The organism is Shouchella miscanthi, assembly GCF_007725405.1.
Lineage (GTDB): Bacteria > Bacillota > Bacilli > Bacillales > Bacillaceae_D > Shouchella > Shouchella hunanensis.
The window spans coordinates 1,224,892-1,247,759 of sequence record NZ_CP042163.1; the positions used below are offsets into that span (position 1 = coordinate 1,224,892).

At 39.7% G+C, this 22,868-nt stretch carries 22 protein-coding genes; 17 read left to right on the forward strand and 5 right to left on the reverse strand.

The window, feature by feature from the left end; all coding sequences use genetic code 11:
- Nucleotides 1–44: 44 nt before the first annotated feature.
- The 3 genes from FPV17_RS05945 to FPV17_RS05955 are packed head-to-tail and all read left to right on the forward strand — an operon-like array spanning nt 45 to nt 3,229.
- Nucleotides 45–974: an ABC transporter ATP-binding protein gene (locus FPV17_RS05945; protein WP_186370742.1), complete on the forward strand. Its 930-nt coding sequence runs from the start codon at nt 45–47 to the stop codon at nt 972–974.
- A 12-nt stretch (nt 975–986) separates the two neighbouring features.
- Nucleotides 987–2,174, forward strand: coding sequence for an ABC transporter permease (locus tag FPV17_RS05950; RefSeq protein WP_144558468.1), 1,188 nt, complete (start codon nt 987–989; stop codon nt 2,172–2,174).
- The gene (locus tag FPV17_RS05955; protein WP_035393249.1) at nt 2,171–3,229 is read left to right on the forward strand and encodes an ABC transporter permease; all 1,059 of its coding nucleotides are present in this window, start codon (nt 2,171–2,173) and stop codon (nt 3,227–3,229) included. The genes FPV17_RS05950 and FPV17_RS05955 overlap by 4 nt, the downstream gene beginning before the upstream one ends.
- 123 nt (nt 3,230–3,352) lie before the next feature.
- Here the strand turns inward: FPV17_RS05955 and FPV17_RS05960 are convergent, their stop codons facing one another.
- Nucleotides 3,353–3,895, reverse strand: a complete 543-nt coding sequence (locus FPV17_RS05960; RefSeq protein ID WP_035393248.1) for a GbsR/MarR family transcriptional regulator — start codon at nt 3,893–3,895, stop codon at nt 3,353–3,355.
- A gap of 249 nt (nt 3,896–4,144) precedes the next feature.
- On the opposite strand from FPV17_RS05960, the gene FPV17_RS05965 reads away from it, so the two are divergent.
- From FPV17_RS05965 to FPV17_RS05980, 4 genes are all read left to right on the forward strand, one after another.
- A complete protein-coding gene (locus FPV17_RS05965) occupies nt 4,145–5,362 on the forward strand; it encodes a quaternary amine ABC transporter ATP-binding protein (RefSeq protein WP_035393243.1) in 1,218 nt (405 codons plus the stop codon).
- Nucleotides 5,331–6,179 carry an ABC transporter permease gene (locus FPV17_RS05970; protein ID WP_035393240.1) on the forward strand — a complete coding sequence of 283 codons (849 nt, stop codon included), beginning with the start codon at nt 5,331–5,333 and terminating at the stop codon, nt 6,177–6,179. The genes FPV17_RS05965 and FPV17_RS05970 overlap by 32 nt, the downstream gene beginning before the upstream one ends.
- Nucleotides 6,180–6,243: 64 nt before the next feature.
- Nucleotides 6,244–7,167 (forward strand): glycine betaine ABC transporter substrate-binding protein, encoded by a 924-nt coding sequence (locus FPV17_RS05975; protein ID WP_060705172.1) that lies wholly within the window; start codon nt 6,244–6,246, stop codon nt 7,165–7,167.
- Between the two features lie 226 nt (nt 7,168–7,393).
- A complete protein-coding gene (locus FPV17_RS05980) occupies nt 7,394–7,675 on the forward strand; it encodes a hypothetical protein (RefSeq protein ID WP_035393238.1) in 282 nt (93 codons plus the stop codon).
- Nucleotides 7,676–7,785: 110 nt separating this feature from the next.
- On the opposite strand, the gene FPV17_RS05985 is transcribed toward FPV17_RS05980, so the two are convergent.
- Nucleotides 7,786–7,986: a hypothetical protein gene (locus FPV17_RS05985; protein WP_035393235.1), complete on the reverse strand. Its 201-nt coding sequence runs from the start codon at nt 7,984–7,986 to the stop codon at nt 7,786–7,788.
- Nucleotides 7,987–8,095: 109 nt separating this feature from the next.
- Between FPV17_RS05985 and FPV17_RS05990 the strand changes: the two genes are divergently transcribed.
- From FPV17_RS05990 to ade, 3 genes are all read left to right on the forward strand, one after another.
- Nucleotides 8,096–9,838 (forward strand): adenine deaminase C-terminal domain-containing protein, encoded by a 1,743-nt coding sequence (locus FPV17_RS05990; RefSeq protein WP_144558469.1) that lies wholly within the window; start codon nt 8,096–8,098, stop codon nt 9,836–9,838.
- 82 nt (nt 9,839–9,920) lie between these two features.
- Nucleotides 9,921–10,238 carry a YerC/YecD family TrpR-related protein gene (locus FPV17_RS05995; protein WP_035393234.1) on the forward strand — a complete coding sequence of 106 codons (318 nt, stop codon included), beginning with the start codon at nt 9,921–9,923 and terminating at the stop codon, nt 10,236–10,238.
- A gap of 131 nt (nt 10,239–10,369) precedes the next feature.
- Nucleotides 10,370–12,097, forward strand: a complete 1,728-nt coding sequence (ade, locus tag FPV17_RS06000; RefSeq protein WP_144558470.1) for an adenine deaminase — start codon at nt 10,370–10,372, stop codon at nt 12,095–12,097.
- Nucleotides 12,098–12,143: 46 nt separating this feature from the next.
- Here the strand turns inward: ade and FPV17_RS06005 are convergent, their stop codons facing one another.
- Complete coding sequence (locus tag FPV17_RS06005) at nt 12,144–14,546, reverse strand: penicillin acylase family protein (protein ID WP_144558471.1); 2,403 nt, start codon at nt 14,544–14,546, stop codon at nt 12,144–12,146.
- A 147-nt stretch (nt 14,547–14,693) separates the two neighbouring features.
- On the opposite strand from FPV17_RS06005, the gene FPV17_RS06010 reads away from it, so the two are divergent.
- On the forward strand, nt 14,694–15,545 hold the full coding sequence (locus tag FPV17_RS06010) for an aldose 1-epimerase family protein (protein WP_281284345.1): 852 nt from the start codon (nt 14,694–14,696) through the stop codon (nt 15,543–15,545).
- A 750-nt stretch (nt 15,546–16,295) separates the two neighbouring features.
- On the opposite strand, the gene FPV17_RS06015 is transcribed toward FPV17_RS06010, so the two are convergent.
- Together FPV17_RS06015 and FPV17_RS06020 are read right to left on the reverse strand one after the other, a co-directional pair.
- The gene (locus FPV17_RS06015; protein ID WP_144558473.1) at nt 16,296–17,192 is read right to left on the reverse strand and encodes a hydroxymethylglutaryl-CoA lyase; all 897 of its coding nucleotides are present in this window, start codon (nt 17,190–17,192) and stop codon (nt 16,296–16,298) included.
- 71 nt (nt 17,193–17,263) lie between these two features.
- On the reverse strand, nt 17,264–17,557 hold the full coding sequence (locus tag FPV17_RS06020; RefSeq protein ID WP_035393227.1) for a hypothetical protein: 294 nt from the start codon (nt 17,555–17,557) through the stop codon (nt 17,264–17,266).
- Between the two features lie 304 nt (nt 17,558–17,861).
- On the opposite strand from FPV17_RS06020, the gene FPV17_RS22370 reads away from it, so the two are divergent.
- The 6 genes from FPV17_RS22370 to FPV17_RS21775 all read left to right on the forward strand — a co-directional run bounded on the left by FPV17_RS22370 (nt 17,862) and on the right by FPV17_RS21775 (nt 22,827).
- Nucleotides 17,862–17,993: a hypothetical protein gene (locus FPV17_RS22370; RefSeq protein WP_274272189.1), complete on the forward strand. Its 132-nt coding sequence runs from the start codon at nt 17,862–17,864 to the stop codon at nt 17,991–17,993.
- A gap of 156 nt (nt 17,994–18,149) precedes the next feature.
- Nucleotides 18,150–19,193 (forward strand): FecCD family ABC transporter permease, encoded by a 1,044-nt coding sequence (locus FPV17_RS06025; RefSeq protein WP_035393224.1) that lies wholly within the window; start codon nt 18,150–18,152, stop codon nt 19,191–19,193.
- Entirely contained in the window at nt 19,194–20,204 is a 1,011-nt protein-coding gene (locus FPV17_RS06030; RefSeq protein ID WP_035393222.1) for a FecCD family ABC transporter permease, read from the forward strand. It begins immediately after the preceding gene.
- 13 nt (nt 20,205–20,217) lie between these two features.
- Nucleotides 20,218–21,048, forward strand: coding sequence for an ABC transporter ATP-binding protein (locus FPV17_RS06035; protein ID WP_060705179.1), 831 nt, complete (start codon nt 20,218–20,220; stop codon nt 21,046–21,048).
- 295 nt (nt 21,049–21,343) lie between these two features.
- Entirely contained in the window at nt 21,344–22,369 is a 1,026-nt protein-coding gene (locus tag FPV17_RS06040; RefSeq protein ID WP_144558474.1) for a serine hydrolase domain-containing protein, read from the forward strand.
- A 302-nt stretch (nt 22,370–22,671) separates the two neighbouring features.
- Nucleotides 22,672–22,827: a hypothetical protein gene (locus FPV17_RS21775; protein WP_158331939.1), complete on the forward strand. Its 156-nt coding sequence runs from the start codon at nt 22,672–22,674 to the stop codon at nt 22,825–22,827.
- Nucleotides 22,828–22,868 lie beyond the last annotated feature (41 nt).

Genomic DNA, 22,868 nt, shown 5'->3' on the forward strand with positions numbered 1-22,868 from the left:
TTTTTTCGTTTACACTTGTCGTAATGAGTAGGAGGTGACCGATTTTGATAGAAGCAGAGCAACTTACAAAATCGTTTGGATCGGTTCATGCGGTCAATGGAATGGGTCTTTATTTAAAGAAAGGTGAATCCGTAGGCTTACTGGGACCGAATGGAGCGGGAAAGTCGACGTTAATCGAGATGTTATCGAGCTTAAGCAAGCCAACGAAAGGAAAGATCTTTTTTAATGGAAAGTCTATTCATTCACAATTAAAATCATTTCGAGAAAAAATCGGTGTCGTTCCACAAGATATTGCGCTTTATGGTGAATTAACCGCTCGCGAAAATCTACAATTCTTCGGAAAAGCTTACAAATTAAAAGGAGGAGCATTAACAGAACGTGTCAATGAATTATTAGACTTAGTGGAGCTAGAAGAACGAAAGAATCATCAAGTTAAAACCTTTTCAGGAGGAATGAAACGACGCTTAAATTTAGCCGTTGCCCTTATTCATCAGCCAGAATTCCTTATATTAGATGAACCGACTGTTGGCATTGACCCGCATTCAAGAAGGCACTTGCTTGATTTAATCCGTAAATTACAACAAGAAGAAGGAAAAACCATTCTGTATACCAGTCATTACATGGAAGAAGTTGAATTCTTGTGCGACCGTATCTACATTATGGATCGTGGATCCATTATCGCATCGGGTACAAAGAATGAACTAAAGCAAATTCTAAGTGTGGAACGTACGTATGAATTAATCGTCCGTGTACAGAAGAAAACATTGGAACAACAGTTACAAGCATTGGAGGATGTGAAATCTGTCGTTGAGATAGAGAGCGGTTATCGAGTCGTTTCTTACAAAAAAGAATTATTTAAAGAATTGTTACAAGTGGCGCAAGGAGAGAATGTTGAAGTGCGTGCTATAAAAGTAGAAGAGTCGACTTTAGAAGATGTATTTCTTCATTTAACAGGTCGTACTTTACGCGATTAAAGGAGCGTTATCATGAGTATTTTTCAAAAAGAATTAAAACAACTCGTTCATGATAAGGGAGCGCTTTTATCAACATTGTTGCTACCTTTTGTATCTACTATGATTTTAGGATTTGCATTAACGAATTCGTTTTCCTCAGAGGTGAGTTTTGAGGACGTCTCAATTGCTGTAATCGAGACATCCACACTTGAAGAAGATCTACAGATAGCATCTGAAAGGTTTTCTGTTCATGAAGACGAATTAAAGCCGTTAGCTGTGCCTGACTCTCTTTTTGCTTACATGGATGGTGACATAAGCGTCGATTATTATTCACCTGATAGTAATGTGGTGCATGAAGATTACACTGCTGTCATAGAAATTCCGTCAGAGTATCGACTGATGCTTTGGCATGAGCAGCTTGTAGGAGGTTGGTCAGAACAGGTAGAGTCTTTTCAATTATACGTAAATCAAGAACAAAGGCAGCATGCGATGATGGTTGAAACGATGATGAATTCGTACATGGAGCAAGTGTATGCACATACAGAACTCGCTGAAAATGATGAGGGGATAATTGATTTCGGGAACGTTGTGGTTCAAGGGACATCACCTCTTACATCATTTGAATATTACACATATGGAATGGGTGTTTTGTATGTTTTTTTTACTGCCGGACTTATGGCGAATTTCGCATTTTCCGAGAAAAAAGGAAAAATTTATGGGCGACTAGTCATAGCAAATGTTCAACCTGCAAACTATTTACTGGCGAAATTTGCGACTTCATGCGTAATTGTCTTTCTTCAATTATTGGTTTTGTTTGGTCTATCTATGCTGATTTTTCAAATTACAATCACAAATTGGCTAAGCTTTATGGCTGTTGCTATTGTGCTTTGTTTAGCAGTAGGAAGTGTTGCCTCACTCCTTGTTGCAATCCAGTTTCGAGCAAATACAGAAAAAGTAGCGAACGTTTTTATGCTTCTTGTTGTGTCTATTTTAGGGTTTTTAGGTGGGAGTTTTTTTCCGTCATCTAACTTATCACCATTACTTAATGAAATCGGACAGTTTACACCAAATGGACGGGCGCTTCAAGCGTTCATCCAAGCCGGTCAAGGTGAATCGATTGCACAACTTTCGAACTCACTTCTTTACTTGTCCATCTTTTCACTTGTGTTGTTTGTCGTTGCGTGGGTTGTGTTTCCATCTAAAGGAGGCATAGAGTCATGACAGCTATTTTTTATCAATACACGAAAGAAATTATACGTTCTCCATTTACCTTGCTTCTTATGATCGGTATGACTGTGTTTTTTACGCTTATCATGAGTAGCGCAGGATCTTCTCACATACATGTGACGGTTTACTCGGATTCGTTAGGAGAAGATGTACTAAATGAACGAGTGTCTTTATTAAATCGCAATTATGAAGAGTATGTATTTGAAGCGACAAGCAAACAAGAAGCAAATCGGCTTTTAAGTGCACAAGGCGTGGAGGCGGTTGTGGAGTTAAAAGCATCATCCTACGTGATTCATAGTGCTTTTGAAAATGCTCCTCTTATGTACATGGTTCAACCAGTACTTGAGTCTCATTACTTACTACACTATGTGGAACAGGTAGGTACGGCGGAAACGAATGACGATGTATTTGCATTTGAATCACAGGCAATGGAGCAAAAAACAAAGGTAGATGAGCAGCTTCGAAGTTTATTTGGCTTTACGCTTTTCTTTTCCTTTTTCACTATGGGTTTTACAATTTTAACGATTCTTGAATTAAAAGAGGACGGTGTATGGAATCGATTAATTTTAACATCGACTACAAAAACCGAGCTCTATCTGAGCAACTTGCTTGTGGCATTTATGCTTTCCTTTGCGCAAATTACCATTGTACTCGTTTTGTTTGCAACGGTATTTAATGTAGATTTCTATGGAGGGTTTTGGTCACTCTTTCTTGTCATGGTGCCTTATTTATTTGCAACGATGGCGTTTGGGATTTTTATGAGTGGGATTGTCACATCTTCACAACAGTTAACGGCAGTCATTCCATTATTCGGAACAAGCTTTGCTATGTTAGGTGGAGTTTTTTGGCCATTAGACATTGTGGATTCAGAATGGATGCTCGCATTGTCCTATGGTAGTCCACTTCGGTATGGGTTAGAGATGATGGCGGGTGCAACATATGGTAATTGGTCGATAGACGAATTTCTATTCCCGAGTGCGGTACTTATTTTCATGGGTCTCGCATTTACTGGAATTGGTATTCGTTTAATGGAGAGAAAGTCTGTTTAGAAGAGAACCTGAACTTCATAAAGTTCAGGTTTGTTTGGATTTCTGCACGCTTCAAAGAATAATATGTACACGGTGCGAGGCGAAGACACGGTCACAGTCTCACGCCCTCGCCTCACTCGTGCATTACTTCTTTGGTAATATTTTGAAAATTACCCCGCTTTCAAGGGTGGTAACAAAGTCATCGATCCAATCATAATAGCCGTTTGCGTGCTGGAGTTTTATTAAATCAATTTTAATTTGATCTGTTAAGTGAGGGGCTTCCTCTAGAAGAGACTGTAACTCCTGTTCCATTTCTAGACTGGCTTTACGATTGCGTTCTATAGCCGTTCGCCATTGCTTTGTAAAAATGGCTATAAAGGAATTATACCAATCGTCTTCTGACGTATAGAGGTCTTTTCGTACACCCTTCTGCCATACCTTTCTGGCCATATTCGCTTCCGTTAGCTGACGAATACTCGTGCTCATACTTGTCTTGCTCATACCTAAATGATCACTCATTTGGTCGAGGGTTAGGGCGTTTTCTTCAAATAGGAGTGCTCCGTAAAGACGACCAGTTGATTCATTCATGCCGTATAGATGAAGGTTTGTGGATAGCTCATGGATGAATGTTTCACGTATATGTTGGAGTCGTTCATCTAAAGATGGATCATAGTTTGTTGTCTCCATAATATTCCTCCAAAAGATTGATAAATAAAGTGTAACAAAATACAAAAAAAGAGAACACTAAGAGAAATGAGAGGATTTATTAGGATAATGGAGCATTTCAAAGGAAAGGTACGATTAAATTCGTTTAATAAAAACTGTACAAACAATACTAACGGATAGAATGCTTTATTCAGTTTGATTACATTTTGATTTATAGGGTATAGTTACATAGTCATAAAGACGCAGGAATTGTATAAAGAGGTGGAAGATTTGTCGAAAATAAAGGTTGAAGGTTTAACTAAAGTGTTTGGCAAAAAACCTAAACGAGCCTTAGATATGCTAAAAGAAGGTAAGAAAAAACCTGAGATATTAGAGAAAACTGGATTGACCGTTGGGGTTGATCGGGCGAGTTTCGAAGTTGAAGATGGCGAAATTTTCGTAATAATGGGACTTTCTGGTAGTGGGAAGTCAACGCTAGTTCGACTTCTAAATCGCTTAATTAATCCAACAGTCGGAAGCGTTATGGTCGATGGGGAAGATTTAGCGAAAATGGACCAAAAAAACCTTCGCGAAGTTCGACGTAAAAAAATGAGCATGGTGTTTCAAAAGTTTGGTTTGTTTCCAAACCGTACCATTTTAAGCAATGTCGAATATGGTCTTGAAATTCAAGGTATTCCGAAAGAAAAAAGAAAAGAGACAGCTCAAACATCATTAGAACTTGTTGGATTAAAAGGATATGAAACAAGTTATCCTGATCAACTCTCTGGTGGTATGCAGCAACGTGTTGGTTTAGCACGAGCGCTTGCAAATGATCCGGACATTCTTTTGATGGATGAAGCATTTTCGGCACTTGATCCACTTATTCGTAAAGATATGCAAGATGAATTACTTGATCTACAAGAAAAAATGAATCGCACGATTATCTTTATTACGCATGATTTGGATGAGGCGCTTAGAATTGGTGACCGCATCATGATCATGAAAGACGGTTCTGTTGTTCAAATTGGGACGCCCGAGGAAATTTTAACAAAGCCGGAAAACGAATATGTTGAGCGCTTTGTTGAAGATGTGGATCGTTCGAAAGTTTTTACTGCTGAAAACGTCATGATTCGTCCAGAGACGATTAATCTTGAAAAAGATGGTCCTCGTGTGGCGCTGCAACGAATGAAAGATGCAGGCATCTCTAGTATTTACGTGACAAAGCGTAATCGAGACCTTGTTGGTATTATTCATGCTACAGATGTTTCTGAACTGATCAAGCAAAATGTTAACAGTGTAGAATCCATTATTATTGAAGATATTCCAAGTGTAGAAAAGGATACGCCTTTAAATGAATTAATGGACCGTCTAGCAGTGAGCGCTGTACCGCTTGTTGTTAAAGAAGAAAATAGATTAAAAGGTATTATTGTACGAAGCGCAGTTCTAGGTGCGTTATCAGGAAGTGAGGTCGATTTTAATGGATTTTCTACCCCGTCTGGAAGTAGGTGAATGGGTTGAGGTCATTGCCGACTGGTTAAATCGAAATGCAGATTGGTTTTTTAGTGCGATTGTCTTTTTAATTGGTCAATTAATTGATGGAATTTATTGGGTTATATCATTACCGCCTAGTTGGCTGTTTATTATCCTTATTGCTATTGCAACGTATTTGTTAAATCGTGGTAAATGGGGACTTGTTGCCTTTGTAACCATCGGTTTAGTCTTTATTGATAGCTTGAATTTTTGGAATGGAATGCTTGATACATTGTCCATCGTTCTCTCGGCAGGTGTCATTTCGGTCATTTTAGGGGTGCCGTTAGGGATTTGGATGGCCAAAAAAGATGGTGTTGAAGCGTTTTTCAAGCCTATACTTGATTTCATGCAAACGATGCCCGCATTTGTATACTTAATACCAGCTGTAACATTCTTTGGTGTTGGAATGGTACCAGGGGTTGTGGCATCTGTTATATTCGCGATGCCTCCAACTGTCCGAATGACTAATTTAGGGATTCGTCAAGTATCCACCGAACTTATTGAAGCGTCAGAAGCGTTCGGGTCAACGAGTACACAAAAATTATTTAAAGTCCAATTGCCACTTGCAAAAGGAACGATTATGGCTGGAATTAACCAGACTGTAATGCTCGCTCTTTCAATGGTCGTTATTGCTGCGATGATTGGTGCATCGGGTATTGGCCGTGATGTGTATCGTGCTGTTGGTCAAAACGATATTGGAGCTGGATTCGAATCAGGGATTGCTATCGTAATCGTAGCTATTATTCTTGACCGATTAACACAAAGCTTTAATAAAAAGCAAGAAGCACGAGGTTGATGCGTAGGGGGAGGTTTCCCCCTTCACATAAATAGAGAAAACAAATTTGGAGGTCGATTGACGTATGAATTGGAAGCATATAGGAACGACAACAAGTCTTGCACTAGTTGTAACATTAGCTGCATGTGGTAGTGACGACAATGGTGATGGTAATACAGGTTCAGTTGAAGATGAAGCAGATATGTTGTCTCAAGAAGAGATTGCAGAGAATTTAACAGCTATTACGGGGATTGAACCTGGAGCAGGTATCATGACTGCAACAGAAGATGCGATTGAGCATTACAATTTAGATTTAGAGTTAGATGTCTCAAGTAGTGCGGTTATGACACAGCAACTTGCGAATCATATTGAAAATCATGATCCAATTGTTGTGACAGGTTGGTCACCACACTGGAAGTTCGAATCATTTGATTTAAAATACTTAGACGATCCAGATAATATTTATGGCGACGCAGAGAATATTCATACGATTGCACGTCTTGGTTTAGAAGAGGACATGCCAGAAGCGCATCAAATTTTAACGAATTTCTTCTGGACACCAGAAGATATGGAAACCGTCATGCTAGAAATTGAAGAAGGCGCAAGTCCTGAAGAAGCTGCGCGTAACTGGGTGGATGATAACCAAGATACAGTTAGCGAATGGACTAATGGTGTCGAGGAAGTAGATGGCCAATCTATTACGTTATCCCTTGTGAACTGGGATTCAGAAATTGCCTCTACTAATGTGATCGCGACAGTTCTTACTGATATGGGCTTTGAACCGAATTTAATGGACATGGAAGCACCATATATGTGGCAATCTCTTGCAACTGGTGATTCAGACGCGAGTGTAGCGGCTTGGTTACCATTAACACACGGACATTTCATTGAAGATTATGAAGGTGACTTAGAAGATCTAGGTGCAAATCTTGAAGGTACTAAAATCGGTCTTGTTGTGCCTGAATACATGGATATTGACTCTATTACAGATTTACCAACAAATGAATAAGTAAACATATAAGAAGGCTATGCTTAAACAAGAAGCATAGCCTTTTTTCTGTCTGCTCTTTTTTATGAATTCGTTTTTCTTTTGCCATACGTTGGTAGTGTATAGCGATGTAAACAGCATTATTCTTCCTACCTTTAGATGAACGGTATAGATAAAGTGATAAATGAAGAAACTATCAAAAAGCCGTTTCTGTATACGAATCTTACGTAAGAAGGAGGAATGGTTCATGTTCTTATTTATTGTTTTGTTAACGGTCATACCAGCTGCAATCGTTATTGTAGTGAGGCAATCGATTATTGCCGAAAAAGTAATGGCCTTTTTAGCAGTGATTAGCACAATCGTTTTTGCTGCGATAACGATGTCCGCCATTCAACAAATTCTTCTCGATCAAACTGTCTTTATGACGTCTATACATGGTGTGTTCTTAGACCCCCTCTTTTTAACCTCTGGTGGCTATGTTTTGTTTTTCTTTGTGTATCGGTTAATGTATCATTTGTTGGAATGGTAATGGTGTTACTTTTTTAGAAAAGAAAAGAAGGCTACGACATATTACCTAGCCTTTTTCTCTTTTCCGAGTATTTTTATTTGTATTAAAGAACGTTCTTTGGTACAGTAAAGCTAAGACGGATTTATTACATTTGGTTGTATATGGTTTTTCTTTTTTTCTAAGCATAGTTCCATCCATTTAATGATACCAAAGAAAATGAGGATACACCGGATGACTGTCAATTGTTTAATGGGTTTTGCCGACAGTAAAAGGAATACGACTGTTAAGAAAAATGAAATGAGTGTAAATGGTTGATTTAATCTGTTGATCATAGTGAAAACCTCCAAAAAAAGTTGTGATAAAATGTCACAATTCAACATAAATTTTACCCAGATATATGGTAAGATAAGTGAAAGATTGACAGACGAAATGAGTGATATAATGACGACTGAGCGAATACAGCGATGGACGAAGACTAGGCTAAGAGAGCATCTAAGTGTTATTCGTGGTGAACGACCACCAACCTTAGTACTCAAACATGCCACTTATTTAAACTTTGCAAGAAGAAAATGGCTCGAAGCCAATATATGGATTGCTGATGATCAGATTGTTTATGTTGGACAGGAGATGCCTGAGACGTTAGGCGATGCCGAAGTAGTAGACTGTACAGGTCAATTTATTGTTCCAGGTTATATTGAACATCACGCCCATCCATTTCAATTATATAATCCCCTTAGTTTAGCTCAATATGCATCTGAGCGCGGGACTACCACATTGATTAATGACAATCTAGTTTATTTTTTAAACTTAGAAAAAAAGAAAGCGCTTTCTTTGATTGAAAAATTGGAAGAGCTACCGACAACGATGTATTGGTGGACGAGATATGATTCTCAATCAGAATTGCTTAAAGATGATATGTTTTCTAATTCGAAAATTAAAGCATGGCTGGAGCATCATCTCGTCGTTCAAGGTGGAGAGCTTACTTCTTGGCCGCGAGTTTTACAAGGTGACGACACAACTTTACATTGGATGCAAGAGACGACCCGTCTAAGAAAACCAATAGAAGGGCATCTGCCGGGAGCATCTGAGAAAACGCTCTCGCAAATGGCGTTATTAGGTGTTACTTGTGATCATGAGGCCATTACAGGGGAAGAAGTTGTTCGGAGACTCGATGTTGGTTATACAGTGTCACTCCGTCATTCTTCTATACGACCAGATTTACCACGGCTATTTAAAGAATTAAAAGAGCTCGGTGTTGATTATTTTGGGCGCTGTTTGATGACAACAGATGGCTCACCCCCTTCATTTTACGAAGAGGGCATCATGAATAAATGCATACAGATTGCCATTGATTCTGGAATTGATCCAATCGATGCTTACGGGATGGCAACATATTATGTAGCGCGCTACTATAATATTGACCATAAATTAGGAATGATTGGACCTGGTCGCACTGCTCACCTGAACTTCTTGTCTGCAAAAGATTCGCCTACCCCTGTTAGTGTGCTTGCAAAAGGTCAGTGGATTTTACGCGATGGAGAAGCTGTTACGAAAGAAGCGAGTTTCCCATGGTCTGATTATGGTATTGCACCCATTGAATTTAATTGGACGCTTTCAGAAAACGAACTTCATTTTTCGATGCCAATGGGCATCGAAATGACAAATGCTGTTATCCTAAAGCCGTACCAAACTATGTTAGAAACAGCATCAACCGCCCTATCAACGGATCACGATGAATCCTTTTTCGCCATGATTGATAAGAAAGGTAAATGGCTAGTGACGACAACGCTTAAAGGATTTTCTACGTCTGTGATGGGATTGGCAAGTTCCTACTCATATACTGGGGATGTTATTTTAATTGGTAAGTCTCTTAAGGCGATGGTGCAAGCCTTTAACGAATTGAAAAAGCAAGGTGGAGGATTAATCCTTGTAGAAGAAGATCAAGTTATTGACCGAATTGAGCTCCCCTTACTTGGCATGATGTCGGATAAACCGATGGAAGTCATTATGAACCAAGAACAAAGCTTTACGAAGAAACTAAGAGAACGTGGCTATAAACATGAAGATCCGATGTATAGTTTGCAATTCTTTTCATCCACTCACTTACCCTATATTCGGGTAACACAGAAAGGGATTTACGATGTTCGAAAGAAAAGAATTTTATTTCCGGCAATAATGAGGTAAAATGAAACTACTTTGGTGCTTTACCACTTTAAAAAATAAGCGCATCGTAGAGAAGCACTTAACTCGAAAGGTGTGACGGTTGTTGCAAATTAATAAACTTAGAGGAAAAGAATTGGATCAGTTGTTTCAAGCGATTCTTTCTTTAAAAGACGTTGAAGAAGCGTACGAGTTTTTTGATGATCTTTGTACGATTAATGAAATACAATCACTTGCTCAGCGTCTTGAAGTAGCACGTATGCTAAGAGACGGTTACACGTATCATAAGATTGAAACCGAAACAGGCGCAAGTACTGCAACGATTTCCCGAGTCAAGCGTTGTTTAAACTATGGGAACGATGGCTATCGAATGACGTTAGATCGGATTGACGCCCAGGAGCTTGAAGAAACACAGGATGTATAACGATTAAACCGCAGGCTCTTGCCTGCGGTTTTTTTATGCAACAATAATCTTGCTAATTAGATTTCTAAAAAAGGATGGTACTAAGCGTCGAGATTCGCTACAATAGTCGTTAAAAACAAAAGGAGCCCTGTATGAGTGAACCTACGTCTTTAAAAAACCAATTACGTGCGGCAAGTGGAGAGCAAGCATGTGATCTGCTTTTACAAAATGCAACAATTGTTGATGTATACACATGTTCAACGTTTCAAGGGAATATTGCGATCACAGATGGCATAATTGTTGGAATTGGTGCGTATACGAGTGGCAAAAAAGTAGTGGACGTTAAAGGGAAGTGGATTTGCCCTAGTCTTATAGACGGGCATGTACATATTGAATCAGGGATGGTTCGTCCAGAAGAGCTTGCTCGCGTTCTCATACCTAGAGGAGTAACAACAATTATTGCGGATCCTCATGAAATCGCGAATGTTGGTGGAGCAGATGCGGTGCGTTACATGATTGAAGCTTCAAAAGATATGCCACTAGACATAAAGATGATGGTACCATCGAGTGTCCCTGCTGCATCGTTTGAAGAAAACGGCGCAACTCTTTCTAGTAAGGATGCGGACGCCCTTTTTAAAGAAGGCAACGTCTATGGGCTAGGAGAAGTGATGGATTATCCGGCAGTATGTTCAGGGGACGACGAAATGTTGAGAAAGATATCTTTAGCAAAAACAGCAGGCCACCCAATTGATGGTCATGGTTCTGGCTTAGGTGAAAAAGCGCTTAATGCATATCGAGTTGTTGGGATTGAAAATGATCACGAAGCGATTACTGCTGAAGAGGCACTTGAACGAGTGAGAAAAGGCTTTTATGTCCTCATGCGAGAAGGAACGGCAACACGAGATATGGAAGCCATTATACCATCTGTAACGCCATTCAATAGTAGACGTTTTGCTTTTGCTACAGACGATAAGCACTTAGACGATTTAATAGAAGAGGGCAGCATTGACTTTAATGTTCGTAAAGCGATTGAGCTTGGTCTTAATCCTTTGCAGGCGATTCAGCTAGGAAGTTTAAACGCCGCAGAATGCTTTCGATTACAGGATCGGGGTGCCATAGCCCCTGGAAAGAAAGCGACTTTTCTTGTTGTAAATGATTTGAATACGTTTGAGGTAGATAGTGTGTATGTTGAAGGTGAGAAAGTAGCTGAAAAAGGGACATTGCTGTCATCTTTGCGTTCACACGTAGAAGTACCATTACAATTGCTAAACAGCGTTCGTGTGAAGCCATTTACAAAAGAGAACCTTCAGCTCCCACTAAAAAATAGTGACAAGGCAACCATTATTGAAGCGTCTTTAACCTCTATTGTGACGAAGAAAGCAGTCGAAAAAGTAGAAATAGAAAACAACTGCTTTAAACCAAACAAAAACCAGTTAAAGTTAGTTGTGATGGAACGTCACCATCAAAAAGGAACAATCGGAGTTGGGATCTGTAAAGGCATACCTATTAAAAAGGGGGCAATTGTTTCGACAGTTGCACATGATTCACATAATATTATTGCCTGCGGTGTCGATGATGACAGTCTTTACCATGCAATAAATCATGTAGTGGAAATCGGTGGCGGAATGGCAGTAGTAGACGGCGACCGTGTTCTTGCAACCCTTCCACTCGCAATCGGAGGGTTGATGTCCACACAGTCGACTAGTCAAGTGAAAACGGCGTTAAATAAACTTCAAGAAGCGTTAAAAGTAATAGGCTATCATGAGGAGATTGACCCTTTTCTGACGTTAGCTTTTCTAGCGTTACCTGTTATTCCTTCTATTAAGTTAACTTCAAAAGGGTTATTCGATGTTGAAGCGTTTTCCTTTATTGAACAATAAGTTGATAGAAAAAATAGTTCTCATTTTATGAGAACTATTTTTTGTTTTATTGCGGTATTAATGTAAGGTGCCGATCTGTTGATTGATAAATCGTTGGATCAATTGATGTCACGTGGTAGTCTCCGTGGACCCAAGCTTCTCGCTGGTTATGATACGAATCGCTAAAGACATGGCCAGATTGACCGGGACCAACAAGGTGATGTGTATTCTCTAGATCCGACAAATCCATTACACCACGCCAGCCAGCTCCATTGGTTACTACGCCGGTATCCGTATTGTAGCTTGCTGCTTTGACGGTTATACGGCTTCCATCAACGGGTAAAGGAGAACCGTTAAATAAATAATTTAAAGGAGATATGGCAGCAAGTGGGTGATTGAAAACAACTTTGTGAAACGCCCCCCACTCCCAGTCATTAGGCGTTGTCCCTTGAAGTTCTGATGCCCGTTCAACGGCTTGTTGAAAACTTTTGTAAGCAAGGGTATCCAATCCACCTGCTTTTTCTATCCAAGGTCCAGGTTGCCCTTGACTCGCTGCCCGAATCATTTCATCAACAATGTTTGCTCTTCCTTCAAAGAGTCCGTAAAGGTCAGTTGGGATGTCGTCTTCGAAAAGTTGCTTTGTCAGGCCATCCATCCAAAAATGGAACAAGAGTGGTCCTGGTTCTTCTTTTCGATCTTCACGATTCCATGACTGAAGCATGGTTACTGCTTGTTGTTCGACGTCCGTTAACTCGCTCATTTCAAGTGCTTCAATAAGAATAGGGACAAATTCTTCTGCCTGCAAATTCACCACATCCATTTGCAGATTCATCATGTCTTCTGCTGTATGATCATTTGAAGCATAGAGCACGTCAATAATTCGTTGATGTCGATAAGGTTGTGCCCATGTATGTGTAATGTGGTAAGGGTAGTCTTCCCCAACAATCTGATTATTTGCTGTTGAAATAATGCCTGATTCAGGGTTAATAATAGTTGGAAGTTCGTCCCAAGGAATGTAGCCTTTCCACTGATATTTAGGGTCCCAACCTGGAACTGGTACTAATGCATCGTCTTCATCGGGGCGAATGGGGATGAGTCCGTTTGCTCGATAGGCAATCGTTCCATCCTTACTAGCAAACACAAAATTTTGCGCCGGAGCTTGAAAAGACGTCAGCGCATCGGCAAATGTATCCCAGTTATCGGCCCGATTAAAATCGAGAACAGCTTGTAATTCTGTTGTTGCCTCATGAGCTGTCCAGCGCATGGAGAGCGCATATTCCGCCTCTTCTTCAAAAGATGCATACTCTGATAAGAGAGGACCGTTTTTTGTAATCGTAATTTCATGTTCGTATGGCTCTTGATCTGCAACGAGGATGGTTTCTGTTATCACTTCCGCTTCATACCACTCATCGTCATACAGAAACATTGATGCATTATCAGGATGACGCTGCTCAAAATAAAGTTGCTGAACATCAGGCCCTACATTTGTTACGCCCCAAGCAATATCTTCATTTGATCCGAGGATAATTCCAGGAACACCCGCAAAAATCACCCCTGTTACATTTACAGATGGAGACGTTAGATGGGTTTCGTACCAAATGCTTGGTGTCGCTAACCCTAAATGCGGATCATCAGCAAGGAGAGGCTCACCGGAAGCTGTTCTTTCGCCAGCTAAAACCCAATTGTTACTACCTGAAAAAGGGTGTGGCAAGTAATTTGTCGTTGTTGCAAAAGCGGTTTCAATGTCGATCGGAACCGACTTGGCTAAATCTAGTATGACAGGCCCATCATTCGGGTAGGCAGGCATTAAATCAAGAGCCTCTTCTTCTGTCACATGTTGCGCCAGCCAATGTCTGAACGCCTGGCCTTGCCAATTCCCGCTTAAGTCATAGGCCATATATTTGCCGATTGTTAAAGAATCTAACGGTTCCCACGGGGTGGGTTCGTATCCAGCTAGCCGAAACTCAATGGGAAGTTCTCCATTATCAATAGCGCGTTCCATAAACGCATTAACCCCAGCCGCATACGCTTCTAAATAACCGTATGTTTCTTCATCATATGCTGCCTCTGATGCTTCTGCTGCTCGTCGTAATCCAAATGTACGGAAGTAACGGTCTTGATCAAGCATGCTCTCACCAATGACTTCTGCTAATTGACCAGATGCTTGTCTGCGACTGAGATCCATTTGAAACAAACGATCTTGAGCCGTAACAAAACCTTGTGCGAAATAAAGGTCATAGTCGTTATTTGCTTCAATATGCGGAACCCCTTGATCATCTCGATAGACAGATACTTCCGCTGATAATCCATTCAGCTCTAACGTTCCTAACTCTTGTGGAATGGGCTTTTGAATTTGCAGATAAGCCCAAACGAGGACTGCTAGAACGATAAAGATCAACCCGCCTAGTGTAATAAAGATCGTTTTTTTCCAAGGAAACTGTTTTGGTTGTTTCGTTTTTATCGTTTCCATTTGACCCTCCCTTTTTTAAAGAAAACGCTTTCGAATAGTCATTTCGAATCATTTTAGCAAACTCCTGCATATTCGTTGCGTTTTTTTTAGACTCCTTCATACTAAAGATACACTATGCTTGAATGAGGAGGAATACATATTATTATTATTGAAAATGACTTGTTGCAAGTTGAAATTGCTCATAAAGGTGCAGAAGTTCAGAAGGTTACTCATAAAAGCATGGCTCAAAATAGAATGTGGTCGGGTGATCCAGCTTACTGGGGAAGAGTATCCCCCATTTTATTTCCTATTGTGGGTGGGTTAAAAAATGAAACGTATTCGTATAAGGGAAAGTCATATACACTTCCTCGTCACGGGTTTTTACGGGATCAAATATTTGTAACCGATTCACTATCAAAAACGAAAGCAAGCTTTCATTTTGAATCCTCTGGGCAGTTTGCACATGTGTATCCATTTGAATTTACTATTTATATCCAATATGAATTGCATGAAAACGCTTTACATGTTCATTGGCAGGTAGTCAATGATTCCAACGAAGACATGTTGTTTTCAATTGGAGGACATCCAGCTTTTTCCCTCCCAATGAAAGAAGGCGCCAAAGCAGAAGACCATATCCTTACATTGCAATCAGAGAAAGAGGTAACGTCGTTTCAAGTAACGAACAACTTGCTGAAAAAGGTAGAGTCATTACCACAGTCGTTTTCCCTTGCACCACATTGGTTTAAAGACGATGCCCTCGTATATAAAGGAATCGATACTGTGGAAATTGTTTTGAAGGAAGAAACCAAACTACGTGTTGATCTTCACGGTGCGCCTTATGTTGGCATCTGGTCACCATATAAAGAAGAAGAGGAAGAACTTGCATTTGTTTGTATTGAGCCTTGGTACGGGATTGCTGATAAGTGGGATGCTACTGGAAACTTAGAAGATAAAGAAGGAATCCAGAGGTTAAAACCAAGTAACCATTTTAAAGCGTTTTATCAGATAAGTTTTAACTAAATAGATGGTTTAATTAACAAAAGTAGAATAATAGATTGTTAATCATACTTTTGAAATAAATGGAGAGGCTTTAGTTTTATTTAAAGTCACTCTATTTTCTAGGTTGTTGTTAAGAATACCAAGATTGATATGTACTTCTTATCGCATCAAATAAAAGAAATGAAGCTGAAGCTTTACATAGTTCCGATAGCAAACAAGTCACTTAGAGATTAGAACTTTTAAACTAGATTTAATAGAAATTACAGAAAAGTATACTATTTTATAATTATTTATGTTAAAATTAAATTCAGAAAATACATAACTTTTAATATGGAGGGCGTCAACATGAAAAAAATAAAAAGTCTATTAATTGTCTCATTGTCAGCCACTGCTTTTTTGCTAACGTCTAACGACGATGTCCAGGCATCTACTACCACTAGTCATCAACAACTTACATCGGTAGGAGAAGAAATTTCGATAGAGTCTTCTTCACGATATGTTCAAGTCTCAAGGTTCTATAGAGATGGTCAAAGTATTCCTACTACTATTAGATACAATAGCAATGGTTATTCTGGAACACTAAGAATTCAACAAATTGTTAGAGCCGATGGTGGCTGGGTCTACATATATCATGGAAATGTCACATGTTCTGGCAATTGTCCGATTTCCTAATTAGTGTAAATTATTGTGATAATCATTAAAGAATAAACTGAATTGATTTCCAGTCAATTCAGTTTATTTTTTAATGTATTTAAACGCTAGTGGTGCTAATCAATCTGTTAATGCACTTGTTTTACCTGCTTTCATAACCATACCAGGCAGGGGCTGAGGGAACCAGTTTTGGATCATCTGAGCCGTTTGAATAAGACGATCAAGGTCTACACCTGTTTCTACATCCATCTCGTGAAACATATGTACCATATCTTCGGTACAGACATTTCCTACTGCGAGTGGTGCGTATGGACACCCTCCTAAACCACCAACTGATGCATCAAAATGGCGAACGCCAGCCTCGTAGCCAGCAAGGGTGTTGGCTAGAGCTAAACCACGCGTATTATGAAAATGGAGACCAAGTTTTAATTCGCTTCCAAACTCATCATACAATGAAGCGACTCGTTCTTTTACCATAGAAGGGTTTGCCATGCCAGTTGTATCTCCGAGGACAATCTTACTTGCACCTGCTGTTAAGAAGCTCTCAACCATTTTCAAGAGAGAAGAAGAAGGAATCATCCCCGTAAACGGGCAACCAAAGGACGTAGCAAGAATTGCTGTCACTGGCTTCAGTTGTTGTGCTTCTTTAATATGGGGCAGGAGGTCTTCCAAGCCTTCCTGAACAGATCGCTTTGCGTTTTTTAAGTTAAACGCATCGCTGACAGCAATAGATGTGTGTAAATGGGTGATGGAGGTCATCATGGCACGATCGATACCGTGACTATTAAGAGCAAGTCCGGCTACTTGGATATGAGACGGGCGGTTCCATTGGGCCAAAATTGCTTCAGCATCAGCCATCGCAGGAACCAGTTTTGGATGGACAAAAGAAACCGCTTCCAATTTTTCGAGACCAGAATGGACTAGATGTTCAAGCATCTCAATCTTTTGTTCCGTCGTTAATAGAGTCTTTTCATTTTGTAATCCGTCACGAACACCTACTTCAAAGATTTCAATCATATAAGCAGCTCCTTCATGAATAGACTAGAATACAAAGAGGGCTATAGGCAATCGTGACTATAGCCTTCCGGTTAAGCTTGCATAAACAGGTAACGAAAAAAAGTGACAGCTGCGATAAACCCAATTCCGATTAAATAAATAATCGCCAGCCGGCGTTCACGTGAATCTGACGTTTTAAGCGCATGTAAAATTAAAAGAGCAGCTAAAACGATATTTAAGAGCGATACAATGAAAAAAGGGAAAATGCTTTGATAAAGGTTTTGTGAAGCGATCCCTACTAGATTTACAAGTGCAACAAGAATAAAAATCCACATGTAAATCATCATAACGAGGGAAGGTCTTTCTTTCTTTTGTTTAGTCGTCATAGGAGTCTTCCTTTCAATACATGACCGTCGTATGAACGTACGACCTAATGGGTATAGAGAAATAATAAAAGAGGGAAAAAGGAAATGGCATGTTCAAACGAGAAAAGAATAAGGAAGAATAGATGTTTCTTATTAACAAATTTTTTCTCAACAGGCACCCCTCTCCTGCAAGTGTAGCATATGCTACTACTTTTATGCCTGTATTTTCAAGTGTTAATCCTTACAAAATCTTAACCTTTTATTAAACTGAACAACAAGGTTGGCTCATATACTAAAAGTAAGAAAGATAAAGGAGGGTTAAACGATGGAAGAAAAAATGCAAAATGAAACAGGCGAAAATTTAGTTGTTGGTGCTTTATGGGCTCTGCTAATGAGTATACCACTATGGATTGGTATTGCGTACGTCAGTTACAAGCTTTTTCTTTCGTTTTCATAATGAATGTTCAGAAAAAAATACTAAATAAAATGAATCAATCACCTTAAAAGGGTAAACAAAGACGAGATTTCTTGTTTTTTGTTTACCCTTTTCTCATAATGATGTATGATAATGATTATCAATAGAATGTAGCAAGTGGAAGAGGAAAATGATCGTATGGGGAGACAATCAGCAGTAACAACTTTAGAAAAAGCAAAAGCGCGCTCAAAACCTAGTCACGCTATTCTTGTGATCGGTTTTGGTTTTGTTCTTTTAACTGCTGCACTGGTTTTATCCATTTCGTTCGGTGCTGCTAACATTAGTGTCGGAACGATTTGGGATGCTATTACAGCATTTAACCCAACATTAACGGAACATCAGATTATTTATGATATTCGTATACCGAGAGCGTTAGGAGCAGCATTAGTTGGGAGCTTCTTGGCTGTATCTGGAGCTATAATGCAGGGCATGACGCGAAATCCTTTAGGAGAACCTTCCATCATGGGTGTAATGGATGGCGCTGCCCTTGCTATTGCCATTATGTTCGCATTTAGTGCAAGTATTTCTGGCACGAGCTTAATGGTGGCCGCGTTTATAGGAGCAGGTGCTGGGGCAGCATTTGTCTTTTTCATTGGGTCCTTTGCCCGAGGTGGACTGACTCCGGCTAAGCTTGCGCTAGCTGGTGTTACGGTGGGAGCTTTTTTAAGCGCAATCTCTTCTGGTATTGCGATTCACTTTAATGTCGCTCAAGATATTAGTTTTTGGTTTGCTGGTGGTTTAGCTGGCATGTCGTGGTCAAACTTGCAAATGATTGTGCCGGTCGCCATTGGCGGATTGACACTTGCTATTATACTCTCTCGCTCTGTAACCGTATTAAGTCTAGGAGAAGATGTAGCAAAAGGATTGGGGCAACGCATTCGTCTCATTAAGACCCTTGGTGTCATTGTGGTGTTATTGCTCACAGGCGCTGGCGTAGCAGTAGCAGGTGCGATTGGTTTTATAGGGTTAGTTATACCGCATATAACAAGAGGTTTAGTAGGTGTTGATTATCGCTATATAATCCCTTGCTCTGCAGTTCTTGGCGCATTGTTACTCGTGTTAGCGGATTTAGCTGCACGAATAATTAATGCACCGTTTGAAACACCAGTCGGGGCAATGACAGCTTTAATCGGCGTTCCGTTCTTCCTGTATCTCGCTAGACGTGACGGGAGGAAATTATAAATGAATGCATTAATAAAAAAGCCAGCCTTTAAAATCGTTACCCTTATCTTACTCATTCTTTTAACGTTTATCGTCTCTTTACAAACAGGAGCCATTCAAATTCAACCTGTAGATGTGCTGCGTACATTAGTCGGACTTGGTTCCGAACGAGATGCCCTAATTTTATTCGAATTTCGACTACCACGAATGGTTATTGCACTTCTTGTCGGTGCAGCCTTAGCCGTTTCAGGAGCTATACTACAAAGTATCTCTCAAAATGAATTAGCTGACCCTGGAATTCTTGGAATTAATACAGGAGCAGGTCTCGCTGTTGTCATTTTTATTTACTTTTTTCAAGGCTCTTTAACAGGAGTGAGTCAACTTTCCATTTTCATTATGCCGCTCTTCGCTTTTATTGGCGCGGCATTTGCCGCCTTTTTAATTTATATATTTGCCTGGAAAAAAGGCATTACACCAGTTCGGCTTATTTTAGTTGGTATTGCCGTCAACGCTGCATTTAGTGCTCTTCTTATCGTTATACAATTAAGGATGGCACCAAATGATTTTATGCAAGCAACGATTTGGCTTACCGGTAGTATTTGGGGGTCAACGTGGTCTTATGTAGTAACGATTTTACCTTGGTTACTCATTTTGGTCCCTCTCGCGATCTATAAAGCGAGAACATTAAATGTGATGCAGGTCGGAACTGAATCTGCCATATCATTAGGGGTATCAATGGAAAAAGAAAGACGTTTCTTGCTTATCCTTGCAGTAGCACTAGCCGCCATTTCTGTTGCAGTAGCAGGTGGAATCGCCTTTCTAGGATTAGTTGCCCCACATATTGCTCGTAAGTTAGTTGGACCGCAGCACCAAATTATGATTCCAACAGCGACCCTTGTTGGAGCGTTCATTTTATTGGCAGCTGATATGATTGGGCGAAATGTGTTAGCACCTTCCGAAATTCCAGTTGGCATTGTCATTGCGATTATTGGTGCACCGTACTTTTTATATCTATTAATGAGAACACCTTAGGAGGGGAAAACGATTGTCACGATTAACTACTGAACAGCTTTCCATTGGATACGAGAAACGAGAAATTGTACGTGATCTACATTTGAATATACCAGATGGGAAAATAACAACGATTATTGGACCAAATGGTTGTGGGAAATCAACCATTTTAAAAACAATTGCTCGCATTTTACAAGCTTCAAAAGGGGCTGTGTATTTAGATGGAAAGTCCATTCATAAGCAGTCCACAAAAGAGATTGCGAAGAAGATGGCCGTGTTACCTCAGTCACCTGAAGCGCCAAGTGGATTAACGGTAGAAGAATTAGTGGCTTATGGTCGTTATCCCCATCAAAAAGGTTTCGGTCAATTAACAGATTACGATAAAGAGTTAATTCGTTGGTCGCTAGAGCAAACAAACATGGAAGAGTTCGCAGACCGTTCCATTGAAGCACTGTCTGGAGGACAACGTCAGCGTGTGTGGATCGCGATGGCGCTCGCTCAAGAGACAGATATCCTCCTTTTAGATGAACCAACGACTTATTTGGATTTAGCTCATCAGCTTGAAGTATTGCAGGTATTGGAGCGTTTAAATCAAGAGCAAAATCGGACAATCGTTATGGTTATTCATGATTTAAATCATGCGGCTCGTTTTGCAGATTATATGGTTAGTATTCGTTCAGGTGAAATTATAAAAGAAGGAACGCCTGAAGAGGTAATGAACGCGAAAGTATTAAAAGATGTTTTTCAGATTGATGCAAGTATTGTCGCAGATCCACGCACAGGGAAACCAGTTTGTCTGACATACGATCTTCTTCAAAAAGAAGTCACTCTAAGACAAGAAGAAAAAATACCAGCGTATGCATAAACCGCTTTATTGACAGCTTATCAACCATGTTGGTAGGCTGTTTTTCCTACATTATGCTTGCGGTTTCCTTTGTCATATTGTTTATCCTCTACTTTTCTTAGGCTGTTCATTGTAAACTGCACGCTTCATGACTAAAAAATGAAGATTGATAATTGAAAAAAATCAATTTGGATGCTAAGCTCAAATAAGTAAAGGGGGAGAGCAGAATGATTCGTTTTCAAATGTGAAAAGGCTAATTGAATGTGTTTAAAAAGGCCATGTTGCTTGCTAAAAAACACATTCAGGAGGAATAAAAATGAATAAACAAATGAACTGGACTAATCTTACTGAAAAACAAAAGGAACTGCAGTTCTCTGGGAGTATCTATGTACGCAAGAATGGTATTGAACTAATCTCAGATGGCTTCGGTCATGCAATCCGTTCAGAAAAAATAAAAAATCAACCACAAACTCGTTTTTCCATTGCGTCTGGTAGCAAAATCTTTACGTCTGTTGCCATTTGTAAGCTAGTGGAAGAAGGGAAACTCACATTCGACACGACTCTTAAAAACTGCTTACGTGTGGATCTCCCGTATTTTGACAACTCGATTACGATCCATCATCTCTTAACCCATACATCAGGAATTCCAGACTACTTTGATGAGGAGAAAATGGATGACTATGAGGAGCTCTGGGAGACTTTCCCTATGTATCAAGTCCGTTCTGCAAAAGACTTCCTGCCAATGTTTCGGTTAGAAAAAATGCAAGATAAGGTTGGTCGGTCTTTTAAGTACAATAATACAGGCTATATTCTTTTAGGACTCGTTATTGAGGCAATAAGTGGAATGGATTTCGATGCCTATATTGATAAAACGATCTTTACGAAGATTGGTATGACGAATTCAGGCTATTTTTCAGTGGATGAACTTCCTGGGAATGTTGCATGTGGCTATATTGAAAAACCAGATGGAACAGTGAAAACAAATGTGTTTTCACTACCTGCAAAAGGCGGACCAGATGGCGGTGCTTATGTGACTGCACTTGATATAGGTATTTTCTGGGAAGCGCTTATGAATGGTAAACTTTTGTCTGCTGAAATGACGCGAAACTTTATGGCTCCTCAAGAACATGTTGATGAAGACATATTCTATGGGTATATCGGATATATGGAGTCAAATGAACAGGACGTCGTAAAATTTATACAAATGGGCTATGATCCAGGCGTTAATTATCGTTCTGTCTATTACCCCGAGCAAGGTCTTGCGATCGTTGTTTGTTCAAATCAATCAAATGGTGCTTATGAAATTCTTAAAGAATTGGAACGAGTAACCGTAAATAAATAATGAGAGAATAAGGGCAAATTCTTTAGATTTGCTCTTTTTTTCTTCAAATTAGAACTTGTGCAAGCCGTTTCGCCTTTAGTGACAAAAAAGAAAGAGAAACAATTTGACATTGATAATGATATTCGTTATCATTTAGAAAGAACGTGACACATACACGTCTAGTTAATAGACCCCTTTTGGACCCTTGCAAAGCCTAATGCAGGGGTTTTTTTGTTATTTGGAGTGACGATTCTTAGTTGACACATGAAAGGTGTAACTGTGGGTAATCCTAATCGTATGATGCTAGAAAAGGGGCTAAACTGATGATTACGGATGACGAACGACTTATTTTTGAGAGAGAATTAGTGCAGCTTGAAATGGAAAAGCAAAGCAACCAACTCAATAAACGCTATAAAATGTACATAGAGGAACAGATTGAGCTGCTAGAGAGTGTTATATATGGAGATAAACAAGAATAAGTAGAGGCTGTTTCCAATTCTAGAAATATCATATAAAACGT

What these genes read in the sequence shown, in the direction of transcription:
- FPV17_RS05950 (WP_144558468.1), top strand. Translation starts at nt 987, where the DNA reads ATGAGTATTTTTCAAAAAGAATTAAAACAACTCGTTCATGATAAGGGA.
- FPV17_RS05955 (WP_035393249.1), top strand. Translation starts at nt 2,171, where the DNA reads ATGACAGCTATTTTTTATCAATACACGAAAGAAATTATACGTTCTCCA.
- FPV17_RS05960 (WP_035393248.1), bottom strand. Translation starts at nt 3,895, where the DNA reads ATGGAGACAACAAACTATGATCCATCTTTAGATGAACGACTCCAACAT.
- FPV17_RS05970 (WP_035393240.1), top strand. Translation starts at nt 5,331, where the DNA reads ATGGATTTTCTACCCCGTCTGGAAGTAGGTGAATGGGTTGAGGTCATT.
- FPV17_RS05975 (WP_060705172.1), top strand. Translation starts at nt 6,244, where the DNA reads ATGAATTGGAAGCATATAGGAACGACAACAAGTCTTGCACTAGTTGTA.
- FPV17_RS05980 (WP_035393238.1), top strand. Translation starts at nt 7,394, where the DNA reads ATGTTCTTATTTATTGTTTTGTTAACGGTCATACCAGCTGCAATCGTT.
- FPV17_RS05985 (WP_035393235.1), bottom strand. Translation starts at nt 7,986, where the DNA reads ATGATCAACAGATTAAATCAACCATTTACACTCATTTCATTTTTCTTA.
- FPV17_RS05990 (WP_144558469.1), top strand. Translation starts at nt 8,096, where the DNA reads ATGACGACTGAGCGAATACAGCGATGGACGAAGACTAGGCTAAGAGAG.
- ade (WP_144558470.1), top strand. Translation starts at nt 10,370, where the DNA reads ATGAGTGAACCTACGTCTTTAAAAAACCAATTACGTGCGGCAAGTGGA.
- FPV17_RS06005 (WP_144558471.1), bottom strand. Translation starts at nt 14,546, where the DNA reads ATGGAAACGATAAAAACGAAACAACCAAAACAGTTTCCTTGGAAAAAA.
- FPV17_RS06015 (WP_144558473.1), bottom strand. Translation starts at nt 17,192, where the DNA reads ATGATTGAAATCTTTGAAGTAGGTGTTCGTGACGGATTACAAAATGAA.
- FPV17_RS06020 (WP_035393227.1), bottom strand. Translation starts at nt 17,557, where the DNA reads ATGACGACTAAACAAAAGAAAGAAAGACCTTCCCTCGTTATGATGATT.
- FPV17_RS22370 (WP_274272189.1), top strand. Translation starts at nt 17,862, where the DNA reads ATGGAAGAAAAAATGCAAAATGAAACAGGCGAAAATTTAGTTGTTGGT.
- FPV17_RS06025 (WP_035393224.1), top strand. Translation starts at nt 18,150, where the DNA reads ATGGGGAGACAATCAGCAGTAACAACTTTAGAAAAAGCAAAAGCGCGC.
- FPV17_RS06030 (WP_035393222.1), top strand. Translation starts at nt 19,194, where the DNA reads ATGAATGCATTAATAAAAAAGCCAGCCTTTAAAATCGTTACCCTTATC.
- FPV17_RS06040 (WP_144558474.1), top strand. Translation starts at nt 21,344, where the DNA reads ATGAATAAACAAATGAACTGGACTAATCTTACTGAAAAACAAAAGGAA.
- FPV17_RS21775 (WP_158331939.1), top strand. Translation starts at nt 22,672, where the DNA reads ATGATTACGGATGACGAACGACTTATTTTTGAGAGAGAATTAGTGCAG.